Here is a 13352-nt window from a genome sequence, read left to right as displayed (position 1 = left end):
AAAGGTTTAAAAAAGATTAAGACAAAAGAAAAAAGACAAATCCCAAATAACGTCAAGGTCAAAATTTCAAAAATCAAAAGCAATTCGAGGAGGTGTTTTGCGCCCTGCGTTTTTACTCCGCGGGTGGCCCAAAATCCGGATTCTTTAAAAATTCCTCATCCTGCAGCGTTTTTATAAAAGCAATCAAATCCGCCTTTTCGGGTGGAGTAAGCTGGACGCCGCCATTGGCCACGTGGTGCATCAGCGGGTCGATTTCGGGAGTATTGATAAGATGATGCGAGTAAAAATCGATTACTTCTTCGAGCGTTTCAAACCGTCCGTCGTGCATGTAAGGGCCGGTGAGCCGGATGTTGCGCAGCGTGGTAGCTTTGTAGGCGCCGCGATCCATCGGGTCGCCGGTAATGCTGAAGCGATCATAAGGATCAGTGAAAACGGAATCTTTACCATTGTTGTAAAACTTGTTGTTGGTAAACAATGGGTTGCCGAAGCCGCCGTGGCAGTGGAAACAGTCGGCGCCCTCTTCGGTTGTGAAAAGCACATAGCCGCGTAGCTCCTCGGGTGCAAGTTGCTCGTCGCCACGCATGTATTTATCAAATCTTGAGTTGGTCGAGATCAACGTTCGCACAAATTGGGCAAGAGCTTTGGCTACGCGATCGGCAGTGATTTCCGGGGTTCCAAAAGCTTTGCTAAACATTTCAGGATATTTGTCGATATTTTTTAAAGTTTGAACCACGCGTTCCGGTGACGAATCAAACTCCGTTGGGTCGCTGATCACCGCAAACACGTCGGCTTCGATGGAGGGGATGCTTCCGTTCCAGCCAAAATTACCCATGTTCCACACCAGATTAATCATGGGTAGCATCACGTGGTATGTCGGTTTGCCGGTAACACCGAAAGGATGCGGGCGCGAAGCTCCGATTTCAAAGCTGTGCTCCTGCCGGTGACAGGTGGCGCAGCTCATCATCGAGTCGGGGTGGGTGCGGCCATTGAGGCGCCCATCGTAAAAAAGCTTTCGCCCCAGCGCCACACCTTCCACTGTCATCGGGTTGTCGGCTGGAACGTTGAGCTGCGTAGGAAATCCATACGGAATTTCTATATGATAAGGTGTGGGTGTGTAAGGTTCAGGTTCGGGATCATCGGCGGGATTGCACGACGCGAGCATTGCGCTAAGCGCAACCATGACAAACATGCCTGCCAAAAGACAGGCCGTAGAAAAGAAGTTTTGTTTATGATAAATCTTAAAAATCATTTTTATAAAAGAAAACCTAAGTTAAAACTTACTACTCCAGGCAATTTTAAATCCTGCTCTTTTTCAATGAATGGTAAAAGTAACGATAAAATTTAGAAAAACAACCCTGCATGAATGCCCACTCCGTGAAAGTAATGTCCGGCGTAAAGATTCCCGCGCTGGTATTCGAATCCTACGCTCAAATCTACAGCCAGGCTTTCGTTGGCTTTGATACGAATGCCAAATCTGGGATCTAACATCCACCCACCGCCATATCCAAGTTTGTCGAAAGCGAGTGTGAAGCCGGCGTCAATCGCGACAAATGCGGGTGCGACCCCATCTGTGAGGTTGTATTTGAAATTCAGGAAAACCGGAACAAGATTCGGTTCATCCATTACAAGCCGCACGCCTGCCCCCATTCCCCAATAAAATTGCGGACTTACCTGCAACCCAAAAACCATGTTTAGTTTTAATTGGCCGAAGTTAGCGCCAAAGTCATAGCCAGCTTCTACAAACGCTTTCCCTTTTCTTTGATAGCGGATATCAGTGGTTGTGTCAGGACTTGCCGTTTGCAGGAATCTTGCTTTTTGTGTTGTAATTTCATTCCGGTCAGCCTGCGCAAAGGAGGAGAGGCTGACTAAAAGAAGGAAAAGTAAAGCGATCTTTCTCATTATCATTTCTTTTTTTATTAAAGATGGGGCTTAAATTTGATGGCAAATTTAGCAGATAAATATTTCAGAGAGAAATTTATTTTAGACTTGAAGAGCCTACCAGTGTAGTTGAAAAGCATCCCGCCGGAAATTCCTTTCTTTGCATTCCAAATAAAAAATCTACTATCATGACTACCATAAAAAAAACTTCACATCCTGCAAAGAATGCTTCCGTTGCTATTCTTGTAACTGATGTTGCCACCCTCGAAGCCAGATTTCTTACTGCCGACGAACGCGACTACATCATCACCCAAAACAATACGCATCAGCTCACCTCTTTTAGTTTTAATAAAATAAGCCATTGGATTTTTGTAAAGATAATGCCGGCTGATAAGTCAGATCATCTGTTGCTCGAAACGTGCCGCAAAGCCGGCGATGAATTGCAGAGCGAAGCCAATAAATTGCAAATTGCCGACGTGACGATTACAGGAGCCGGAGCCTCTGCAGCGCAATTGCTGGCTATGGCTGAGGGCACCGTGCTGGGGAATTATCAGTTTATCAAATATTTTAAAAAAGAAGCCGACAAAAAACATACGCTTGCCACAGTGTACATCGCCGATGAACACGTGAAGGATGAGCAGATTGAGTTACTGCAGAAGATGGCTGAAGCTGTAAGCAAAGCCCGAGATTTGGTAAACGAACCGGTAAATCATCTTAATGCTACGCAAATGGCGCAGCATTTCAAAGCTATGGCCGATGATGCCGGAATACATGCAGAGATTCTTACCCGGAAAAAAATAGAAGCGCTCAAGATGGGAGGGCTGCTTGCCGTGAATGCCGGTAGCGTGGATGCACCTACCTTTACCATCCTCGAATACAAACCGGAAAATCCACACAACGAGCGTCCGATTGTGCTGGTAGGAAAAGGCGTGACCTACGACACAGGCGGTCTCAACATCAAAACCGGCAAAAGCATGAATGATATGAAGAGCGACATGAGCGGCGCCGCAACAATGGCCGCTGCCGTTTGCATGGCTGCTAACGCAAAGTTGCCGCTGCATCTGGTGGCACTGCTGCCCGCTACCGACAACCGGCTAAACGCCAATGCAATTGTTCCCGGCGATATCATCACCATGGCCGATGGTACCACGGTTGAAATTACCAACACCGACGCCGAGGGACGTCTTTTGCTGGCCGACGCTCTGATTTATGCCGGGCGCTACAACCCATTGCTGGTGATCGACGCTGCAACACTTACAGGCTCTGCTGTTCGTGCGCTGGGACGATATGCTATGGCTGCCATGCAGACAAAAGCCGACGGAGCTATTCAACAACTTACCACCAGCGGCGATCAGGTTTATGAGCGTGTGGTGACTTTTCCGTTTTGGGATGAGTATGGCGAACTGATGAAAAGTGATATCGCCGACCTGAAAAACTCTGGCCCCGCCGAAGCCGGCATGATCACCGCAGGGAAGTTTCTTCAGAAGTTTACCAGCTATCCCTATATTCATCTCGATATCGCCGGAGTAGCCTTTGCCGAAAAACGCGATAGCTACCGCGGGCTGGGAGGCACCGGCACAGGAATCCGGCTACTGTTTCACTTCCTGCAGAACTTCGATGTTGCGAAAGTCGAATAAAGCTTTTTGATTTTAGAAGTTTGAAAGAAGAGATGAGTGATGAGTTCTGGAAAAGGATTCGTTGTAAACATTGCTGCTTTCGGAATCAATAGCTGATGCTGAGAATTTTAAAGCTGCGCGTGCCATGCGCCAGATGCAGCTCAGCGATATCACCAGCTTTTTTTAGCGAAAGCGCTTTTGCCAGCGGTGATGTGAAAGCAATCTTCCCTTTTTTTAGATCGGCTTCATCTACACCCACAATCTGAAACTGCTGCGTCTTGTCCGACGGTAGTATTTGCATAAGCACATTAGCGCTAAAATGAATGGTGTCTTTTGGCTGCGTTTCTGGGTCAATGATACGTGCTGAAGCTATGCGCAAGTCGAGCATTTGCAGCTTTCCGTTTATGACCGTATGCATCGAGCGCAGCTCACTTTCGCTGCGGTTCTCCAGGTTTTTCTGCTCCAGCAGCAGTGCTTCTTTTTCATCCAACAAGGCCTGAAATCCGTTTGGTGTAACATAATTGGTGACGCCTTCCGGCAAATCTGCACGCGGACGAATTATTGGAGCTTCCTGATGGTTGTCTTCGTTAACAAATGCCCTGCTCATCTTTGATTGATTTTTGTGGCTAATTTTTTAAAAGGTATCAAAGGTAGGTTAAAATTTGTTGGCTAAAGAAGTTGTCAGGTTGTTAATTGGTTGGCTTGACCAAAAAGCTTATTTTTGTTTTTCATCATTATTAAAAAATTTATCTATGAATAAAATTGCATTGATAACCGGCGCTACTTCCGGAATTGGCGAGGCTATCGCCGAAAACTTTGCCAAAAACAACATTGACGTAATCATCAGTGCCAGGCGTGTGGAACGACTCTCGGCACTCAAAGAAAAACTCGAAAAAAACACACGCGCACGGGTGTTGCTTTTGCAAATGGATGTTACTCATCGCGCTGAGGTGGAGCACGCCATCCATTATTTGCCCGATGGCTGGAAAAAGATTGATATCCTGGTAAATAATGCCGGACTGGCCGTTGGTCTCGACAAGCTGCACGAAGGTTCCATCGAAGACTGGGAGCGCATGATTGATACCAATGTGAAAGGACTGCTTTACGTAACACGGGAGGTGGTGCCGATGATGATAAAACATGGAGGCGGGCACGTGATCAACATTGGTTCGACGGCTGGACGCGAAGTTTACCCGCGCGGCAATGTGTATTGCGCTACCAAACATGCTGTAGATGCACTCACCAAAGGTTTGCGAATCGATACGCTCGGACAAAATATTAAGGTTTCGCAGATTGCACCGGGACTTGTCGAAACGGAGTTTTCGCAGGTTCGTTTCAAAGGTGACGGCGAGCGCGCCGAAAAGGTTTACCAGGGCTACCAGCCGCTCAAACCAGAAGATATTGCCAATGTGGCCTATTATCTCACCACGCTGCCGCCACACGTTTGCATCAACGATGTGTCGATTACTCCTCTGGCACAAGCCAATTCGTATGTGATTGAGAAGAAATAGCAAAGCGCTGGGTGCTTGGCGCAAAAGCAAGTTTGGACGAGGTTCTGCCTCGTCCGCTCTATTTTTAGACTCTGCCTATTCATACAACTTTATCATAAAAGCAGGTTTAGAGCTTTGCGTTCGTTTTGGAATCATCAGGCTGTAATTATTGGGTGTAAGAAATGGTGGTTATAAAAGTCCGGGTTTTTTTTATGATGTTTGATGTGGACGAGAGAAGATTTTTATACTTTTGCCGCGGAGAAATGCCGGAGCGGTCGAACGGGGCAGACTCGAAATCTGTTGGCCGGCATTGCTGGCCCGGGGGTTCGAATCCCTCTTTCTCCGCCAAAAGCCTGATGGTGTGACTGTCAGGCTTTTTTTATTGAAAAAAAGCACCCTGTTCAAACAAAAAAAGGAACCCGCTGATTGGATTCCTTTTTGATTTTGTCGGAGTGGGGAGACTCGAACTCCCGGCCTCTTGACCCCCAGTCAAGCACGCTACCAACTGCGCCACACCCCGTGTTTTCTTTAAAATGGTCTGCAAAAGTAATTATTTTCTTAAAATAAGAAATGTTTTGCGCTAATTTATTTTTAGAATAATTGAATTCGGTGATTCAAACTTTAATTCAAGCTCAAAAAGACTGATGCTTGTAACCATAACGAAACAAATAATTAGAAAAGTAGATTAAGCTATGCTAGGAATTTTTTAGCTAACATTCGCTTAATTGGCGAAAATTTGTGGATAGGTTTCTTATAGAAGGTGCTGAGGGATTTACTGATCCTCGTCGGTTTTGCCTTTGGAGATGCGCCGGCGCCAAATGATGAATAAAACAATAACGACGATGGGGATGACCAAATAGAGCACGATGTTAGTGGTAGAACCAAAAAAGTCGACAGGCTCAGCTTTAGGAGAAGGAATATTAGTAGGCAACTGACCCAGGGTTGAAGCAGCAAAAATAGTGAAGAAAATGGCTGTCAACAAAACGGGAAGATTCTTGTGGAGGATTCGCTTGTAGTTTTTCATGTTTTATAGGATTTTTAGTTAAAACAATCCTTTTGCAAATCTGTTTGCCATCATTAACAAAAAACAGACACAGAAAATATTAATTTTGCCCGATGGATTCACAACGACAACAACAAATTTCCAAAATGCTGCTGCGGGAGTTGGCCGAGATATTCAGGCTGGAAGGTAAAAACCACTTTGGCGGCGCGCTTATCACCGTTACCAAAGTTAAAGTAACGCGCGATCTCTCGATAGCACGCGTTTACCTCAGCCTGTTTGCTGTTGGTGGCAAAAAAATCAACATCGAAGACCTCCGCGAGCGCAGCCGTGAGATACGCTACAATCTGGGCACGATCATCAAAAATCAGGTGCGTCACATTCCCGAACTCGAGTTTTACGTGGACGATTCGCTCGACTACATCGAACATATCGAAGATCTGCTCAGCGATGAATGAGTTTGGATTTTAGAAGTTGGAGGTGATGGAGCAATTATTATTAAAAAAATAGACAATCTATATTCTTTAGATGCAATACGATCCTATCAAAAACTCGTTGGGGCGGGTGTTCAACCGCACCACAGCAGCGCGCAAGGCATTTTATCATCTGCTCGATTTGCTGCTGCTGCGCACCTGGCACGTCAAAAAAGCGTTGCGCCGGTTTGCCTGTGAGCGTGATGAGAAAATCAACGTACTCGACGCTGGTTCGGGCTTTGGACAATACACTTATTACATGGCGCGCAAACATCGCGAATGGAATGTTGAAGCAGTGGACGTAAAAACTGAGCAAATTGAAGATTGCCGCCAGTTTTTTGCAAAGACAAATATTAAAAATGTAAGCTTTGATTATGCCGACCTGACGCAATATGTTAAGCCGGATAGTTACGATCTGGTTTTGTCGGTGGACGTGATGGAGCACATCGAAGAGGATGTTTTGGTTTTTAAAAATTTCCACAAGTCGATGCGTCCGGGTGGCATGTTGCTGATTTCGACGCCCAGCGACAAGGGCGGCTCCGATGTGCACGATCATCACAAGGACGAAGGCTATGCCAACAACGGTTCCGTTTCGTTTATCGATGAGCATGTGCGCGACGGCTATAATATCGACGAGATACAGCAGAAGCTCCGCAGCGCGGGATTCAGCCGCACCGAAGCACGCTACACCTACGGCTGGCCCGGCAAAATATCCTGGCGTCTCTCGATGAAATATCCCATCCTGATGCTCAACGCGTCCAAACTCTTTTTTATCGTGCTTCCGTTTTATTACTTGCTCACTTATTGGTTTGCACTGATTATGAACTTGCTGGATGTGAATATTAATCCCAAAACCGGCACCGGCCTCCTGGTGAAAGCCTGGAAGTAGCCGCTGGCTTTCAGCATAATCAATAAACCAATTAAGCGTTATTAGCTTGTTGCTGTTTTAAAAAAAATCAATCGTCATCAGATCATTTCCATTTTATATCGCCCGCCGATATTTGTTTGCCAAAAAAACGCACAACATTATCAACATCATCTCGGCCATTTCGCTGGCCGGGGTAACGGTAGGAACTATGGCGCTCATCATCGTTTTGTCGGTGTTTAATGGTTTTGAAGGCCTCATTACATCTCTGTTCAACTCCTTTAATCCCGACCTTGCCATTACTACCGAAAAAGGCAAAACTTTCGATTACGAAACTTTTCCATACGAAAAGCTGCAAAACCTTCCGGGGGTGTTTGTTCTGACGCAGGTGGTGGAAGAAAACGCTTTGTTTAAATATCGCGACAAGCAATATATTGCCACCATCAAAGGCGTGAGCGAGGAATTTGAAGAGATGACGGGGTTGGATACGATGCTGATCGCCGGAAAGTTTCTGCTGCAAGAGATGGGGCAGCCGCGATTAATTCTCGGCGCAGGAGTTTCGTATTTTCTTGGTGCCAGCCTCAACGATTTGCTCAATCCGGTGATGGTTTATGTGCCGCGTCGCGAAGGGCGTTTTGGCGCTAATATTGAGCAGGCCTTCAATAGCAAAGGGATTTTTCCTTCTGCGATTTTTAGCATCCAGCAGGATTTTGATACCAAATATGCCGTGATGCCTATCGAAACAGCCCGCTCGCTGCTCGACTACACCAGTGAGGTTACCAGCGTGGAAGTGGGTCTGGCGCCGGGCTACAGCACGAAAAAAGTAAAAGAAGAAATCAAAAATATCATCGGCAGCGATTTCGTGGTGAAAGATCGTTTTGAACAGCAGGCATTGCTTTATCGTGTGATGCAGTCGGAGAAGTGGGCAATTTTTCTCATTCTAACTTTCATTCTCATCATCGCCACCTTCAACGTTATTAGCTCCTTGACGATGCTTATCCTCGACAAGAAAAAAGATGTGGCAGTGCTGCACAGCATGGGTGCTTCCAACCGTCTGATCAGGCGCATCTTTTTGTTTGAAGGCATCATGATTTCGATTGGCGGCGCCTTATTGGGGCTGCTGTTGGGCGGTCTTATCAGTTGGCTGCAACAAACTTTCGGACTGATAAGTTTGGGAGGCGGCTCCGGAACTTTTGTGGTAGACGCCTATCCGGTGGCAATTAAAGCGGTTGATTTTCTCCTGGTATTTGCCACCGTCATCGTTCTTGGCCTTCTGGCAGCCTGGTATCCGGTGCGGAATATTTCATCCAAATATCTTATTCATAAGTTGTAAAGAACACTTTGGCTCTGCGAATGCTTCCTCTATTCCTGCAAACACTGCCTTTTTTCCGTTTTTAAATATTTTCTAAATTTCAATAGGCTAAAGCCTATAAAATAGAAAGGACGAGGCTCAGCCTCGTCCAAACGCTAACGATGAACCCCGGGCTTCGACAAGCTGGTTTTGACAATCTGGCTTCGGCTCCGCTCAGCCACCAGAGCCACTGCAACCACCGAAACTTCGTCCGAACCACAGGAACATCGAACAATGAACCACACCTGCCCTGAGCGTAGCCGAAGGGAACAACGAACTTCTCCCACATTAACAATTTTTTAACACCAGCCCCTCTTGCTCTACTGCCAAACAATACTAAATTTGACCCTTTCAATTTTGAACAGTAGGCACTAGTTTTTGTTTGGAAAGTTGATTCACAAGGCGGTAGACTGGAAAAGTGGGAAAGTAAAGGTAGGGATACTTTCTAAAATAAATTACAATGATGTCTGTTTAAAGCCTAATTTTGCGCCTGATTTCGCGGATAAATTATTAATAACAACGAGTTTATTTCATGACCAAACGATTTAGCATCAATGTTTTACTTGTGCTGATGGTGTTCCTGGCGGCTTTCATGCCCACCCAGGAAGGCCTTATAGCACAAGTTTTGCAGTTTGGTAATGAACCCACCCAAATCGTTATTGGCGAAAACACTTATCAGGAGCTTACCCTTAGCAACAGCCTTGGCAAAATCGAAACTTTTGAAGTGAAATCAAATTCCGCAGCTTACGTGCAGCTTCGGGCTGATGGCTATGGTTATTCCACGCAAGTGGGAACGCCTATGTTGCCGGTAATGAAAAAGCTGATTGAAATTCCTTTGGGTTGCGATATTTCCATCGAAATTATCAAATCGAATTATCAAGATATTAATCTCGCTGATTATGGAATTGATGCACAGATTATTCCGGTGCAGCCTCCTGTATCAAAAAGTGACAATCCTGAGCTGGCGACTTTTGCACATGATGCGTCTGCCTATAATTTAGATGATTTCAACAGCGATGAGCTGGTAAAAGTGGTTCCGTTGGGCACGATGCGTGGCGTAAGGCTGGCGAGGCTTGAGATAGCGCCCGTACAATACAATCCTGTAAAAGGAATCGTGCGCGTGTACCGGCAATTGAGTGTTAATGTTGTTTACACAAATGCCAATGTGCCAGCTACGCTGCAATTGAAAGCCAACTACAACAATCAGTATTTTAAAAGTGTTGCCGGGAGCGTTTTTAATTTTAAAGAGCTTGCGGATGGTTATGCATACGGCAATCCTTCGATCACTTACATCATTGTTTCCGATCCGATGTTTGCCGATGCTCTTCAGCCTTTGGTAGCATGGAAATCCCGCAAAGGTTTTAAAGTTGTAGAAGCTTACACCGACGACCCTTCGGTAGGAAATACCTCCGTTAGCATCCGTCAATACCTGAAAGATTTTTACAACAATCCTCCCGAAGGTTATGCATCGCAAACTTTTGTTTTGCTGGTGGGCGATGTGGCGCAAATTCCAGCCTTTGGCGGCACCACCGGCGGACACGTTACTGATCTTTATTACGCTGAATATACCGACGATCATTTCCCGGATGCTTTTTATGGACGTTTCTCCGCAAACACCTTGGCGGAGCTGCAGCCCCAAATTGATAAGACATTAGAATATGAGCAGTATCAGTTTCCTGACCCGTCGTTTTTGGATGAGGCGGTGCTCATTGCCGGAGCGGATCCCACACATGGCTCTGTCTGGGGAAACGGTCAGGTGAACTATGGCTCGACAAATTATTTTAACGAAGCACATGGATTGCAAACCCACACCTATCTGCAGCCCGAACCCGCCAGTGGTAAATATTCGGAGTTGATTATCGAAAATATTTCGCAGGGCGTCTCCTACGTAAACTATACTGCACATTGCAGCCCGTCGGGATGGAGCAATCCCGGCTTTGTTACCGGCAATGTTTCTGCGCTTACCAATGCACATAAGTATCCGCTGATGGTGGGCAATTGCTGCTCCTCTGCCAATTTTCAGGCAACCTGCCTGGCCGAAGCAGTGCTGCGCGCTCCTTTGAAAGGCGCCGTAGGCTATATCGGCGCCAGCAACAATACTTACTGGAACGAAGATTTTTGGTGGTCGGTAGGCTTTGAAGCCGTATCGGCCAATCCTGTTTATAACCCCACGCACCTTGGTGCCTTCGACCGAACTTTCCACGACATGCCCGGAATTGCTGTCGACGACTGGTACGTAACGCAAGGGCAAATGCCCGTAGCCGGAAACCTTGCGGTGACGCAGGCCGGCGCGCAACTCGAGAAATATTATTGGGAAGTTTACCACCTGATGGGCGATCCATCGCTGATGGTTTATTTTTCGCAGCCTTCAGCCATTACCGCCGATTATGTGCCATTGATCACACCCGGTCAGCCATCGCTGGTTGTAAACACTGCGCCGCATGCTTTTGTGGCCATTTCGACAGAAGACGTTTTACACGGCGCTGCTCTGGCCGATGCCGACGGGCTGGCCGAAGTGGTTTTTGATGAACCCATTGTGCTGCCTGGTGAAGCAGAGATAGTGATCACCGGGCAAAACCTGCAGCCATACAGCGCCACCATTGTCGTAGCCGCTCCCGATGCTCCCTATGTATTGCTCGATGGTTTTGGTGTAAATGATTTGCAAACCAATGGAAACGGGTTGGCCGAATACGGAGAAACATTTGGTTTGGATGTTTCGATGAAGAATTTTGGATTGCAACCTGCAAATAACGTCACGCTCACTTTAGCGTCAGATGACGAATTTGTTGAGATAGACAATGGCAACGCGGTGCTTGGCAATCTTTATCCGGATGCAACGGTTACACTTGAAAATATTTTTGAAATTACTTTCTCTGGCAATATTCCGGATGGCCATCAGGTGGGGTTTGTACTTCAGGCCAGTGATGGTGTGGAAATATGGAACAGCAAATTTTCCATCAAAGGACATGCGCCGCAGCTCAATTTTGGCGGTTTTAGCATCGACGATTCTCAGGGAAATAACAACGGACGCATTGACGCCGGAGAAACTGTGTTAATCACAACATTAATAGAAAATAACGGAAGCGCTGCTGCAGCGGCGGTTATTGGCAGGCTCACGAGCGATAATGCGTATCTCACCGTTAACACCATCGATTATTTGCCTTACGGCGATATTGATGTGGACGGACAGGCCATGGCAACTTACGAAATATCTGCCGACGAAAATACGCCAGTCGGTTTGGTGGCCACCGCAATGCTCGATTTTGAAGATACCCTTACCGGGAATAAAATTTCTGAATTTACTGTGGTGATTGGTCAGGTGCCGGTGCTGATCGTCGATTTGGATAAAAACAACAATTCGGCTTATAAAATAGCTGAAGCCATCGAAGCGCTAAATATTTCGGCTGCGACCGAAACCAGTCTTCCGGAGGATTTACAAAAGTATGCCTCCATCTTGGTTTGTCTGGGCGTCTATCCCGAAAACCATGCACTTACGGTTGATGAGGGGCAGAAGCTTTACGATTATCTGATGGCGGGTGGAAACCTCTACCTCGAAGGTGGCGATGCCTGGTTTTATAATTCCCCTACGGCAGTGCATCCGCTTTTCGCCATCGAAGGCGTGGCAGATGGCGGCAACGATTTATCTACCGTCGAGGGTGTAAACGGAACCATGACGCAGGGGCTTACCATGGAATACACCGGCGACAACAGTTGGATTGATCATTTGCAACCTGTCGATGCCGGTTTTGTTATTTTAAAAAATGCCAGTCCTGCCTATAATTGTGCCATTGCAAACGATGCCGAAACTTACAAAACAATTGGCACCTCAGCAGAATTTGGTGGCTATGGCAACAATCGAATTGGCTTGATGAAGAAATATCTGGAGTTCTTTGGGATTATCACCAGCAACTCTTTGTCGGGCAACATCACGGCGGCACCTGCCGAAATATGCGCCGGCGAAGCTACACAGCTCAACGTAAGCGTGTATGGAGGATCGGGCAATTATCATTACAAATGGTCGCCTGCCGAAGCGCTCAGCAATTCTGCTTTGCGCAATCCTGTGGCCATGCCGCTCAGCAACACCTTTTATGTGGTCACAGTTACCGATATGATCAAAGCCCAGACTTATACTGACGAAATCCTGGTGGAAGTGCACCCGGTGCCTGCCACTCCTGAAATCGTACAAGTGGGCGAAAACCTGTTGTCGTCGATGCAGTACGGAAACCAATGGTACAACGACACGGGGGTTATAGTGGGAGCTGTGGGACAGACGTATCGTCCCACCGTGGCCGGAAATTATTACAATATTATTACAAATGTGTCGGGGTGTCACTCAGTGCCATCCAACAGTATTTTCTTTCAGCCTACTTTTATTGCTGAGCTTGAACGTCAGGGCAATTTCAGGATTTTCCCCAATCCGACTGTCGATAAAGTACACATCGACTTTCTGGCTGAAAATGACGACAGGCTTGTCGTCTCTATCATCAATGCGTACGGGCAGAATTTGTATCAGGAAACCATGGAAAATTTAGACCGCTTTGGGATCAACAGCTTTGACATAGACCTTTCCCTCTTCGACAGCGGTGTTTATTATATGATTTTGCAAAGCGCAGATAAGAATGTATCGCGCAAGCTTATTCTTGGAAAATAAATTTCGATTATTCTCAATTTTGGATTCA

At 46.5% G+C, this 13352-nt stretch carries 10 protein-coding genes and 2 tRNA genes; 7 read left to right on the top strand and 5 right to left on the bottom strand.

Annotated elements, in window-relative coordinates; genetic code table 11:
* Positions 1 to 112: 112 nt before the first annotated feature.
* Together VFC92_11940 and VFC92_11935 are read right to left on the bottom strand one after the other, a co-directional pair.
* Positions 113 to 1249: a cytochrome c peroxidase gene (locus tag VFC92_11940; GenBank protein ID HZK08896.1), complete on the bottom strand. Its 1137-nt coding sequence runs from the start codon at positions 1247 to 1249 to the stop codon at positions 113 to 115.
* A gap of 92 nt (positions 1250 to 1341) precedes the next feature.
* Complete coding sequence (locus tag VFC92_11935) at positions 1342 to 1899, bottom strand: hypothetical protein (GenBank protein HZK08895.1); 558 nt, start codon at positions 1897 to 1899, stop codon at positions 1342 to 1344.
* Between the two features lie 167 nt (positions 1900 to 2066).
* Between VFC92_11935 and VFC92_11930 the strand changes: the two genes are divergently transcribed.
* A complete protein-coding gene (locus tag VFC92_11930) occupies positions 2067 to 3515 on the top strand; it encodes a peptidase M17 (GenBank protein ID HZK08894.1) in 1449 nt (482 codons plus the stop codon).
* An 85-nt stretch (positions 3516 to 3600) separates the two neighbouring features.
* On the opposite strand, the gene VFC92_11925 is transcribed toward VFC92_11930, so the two are convergent.
* The gene (locus tag VFC92_11925; GenBank protein HZK08893.1) at positions 3601 to 4101 is read right to left on the bottom strand and encodes a GreA/GreB family elongation factor; all 501 of its coding nucleotides are present in this window, start codon (positions 4099 to 4101) and stop codon (positions 3601 to 3603) included.
* Between the two features lie 145 nt (positions 4102 to 4246).
* On the opposite strand from VFC92_11925, the gene VFC92_11920 reads away from it, so the two are divergent.
* On the top strand, positions 4247 to 5005 hold the full coding sequence (locus VFC92_11920) for an SDR family NAD(P)-dependent oxidoreductase (GenBank protein ID HZK08892.1): 759 nt from the start codon (positions 4247 to 4249) through the stop codon (positions 5003 to 5005).
* A gap of 236 nt (positions 5006 to 5241) precedes the next feature.
* Positions 5242 to 5332: transfer RNA gene (locus VFC92_11915), tRNA-Ser, on the top strand.
* A gap of 99 nt (positions 5333 to 5431) precedes the next feature.
* Here VFC92_11915 and VFC92_11910 read toward each other — a convergent pair.
* Positions 5432 to 5504 (bottom strand) — tRNA-Pro (locus VFC92_11910).
* A 252-nt stretch (positions 5505 to 5756) separates the two neighbouring features.
* Positions 5757 to 6008 (bottom strand): hypothetical protein, encoded by a 252-nt coding sequence (locus tag VFC92_11905; protein HZK08891.1) that lies wholly within the window; start codon positions 6006 to 6008, stop codon positions 5757 to 5759.
* 92 nt (positions 6009 to 6100) lie between these two features.
* Here VFC92_11905 and rbfA point away from each other — a divergent pair, with 92 nt between their 5' ends.
* From rbfA to VFC92_11885, 4 genes are all read left to right on the top strand, one after another.
* Complete coding sequence (gene rbfA / locus VFC92_11900) at positions 6101 to 6442, top strand: 30S ribosome-binding factor RbfA (protein ID HZK08890.1); 342 nt, start codon at positions 6101 to 6103, stop codon at positions 6440 to 6442.
* Between the two features lie 70 nt (positions 6443 to 6512).
* Positions 6513 to 7346, top strand: a complete 834-nt coding sequence (locus VFC92_11895; protein ID HZK08889.1) for a class I SAM-dependent methyltransferase — start codon at positions 6513 to 6515, stop codon at positions 7344 to 7346.
* 112 nt (positions 7347 to 7458) lie between these two features.
* The gene (locus VFC92_11890; protein HZK08888.1) at positions 7459 to 8655 is read left to right on the top strand and encodes an FtsX-like permease family protein; all 1197 of its coding nucleotides are present in this window, start codon (positions 7459 to 7461) and stop codon (positions 8653 to 8655) included.
* A 550-nt stretch (positions 8656 to 9205) separates the two neighbouring features.
* A complete protein-coding gene (locus VFC92_11885) occupies positions 9206 to 13324 on the top strand; it encodes a C25 family cysteine peptidase (GenBank protein HZK08887.1) in 4119 nt (1372 codons plus the stop codon).
* Positions 13325 to 13352 lie beyond the last annotated feature (28 nt).

This window comes from Bacteroidales bacterium, from assembly GCA_035647615.1.
Classification (GTDB): domain Bacteria; phylum Bacteroidota; class Bacteroidia; order Bacteroidales; family 4484-276; genus SABY01.
This window is presented reverse-complemented; position numbering and strand designations above follow the sequence as displayed.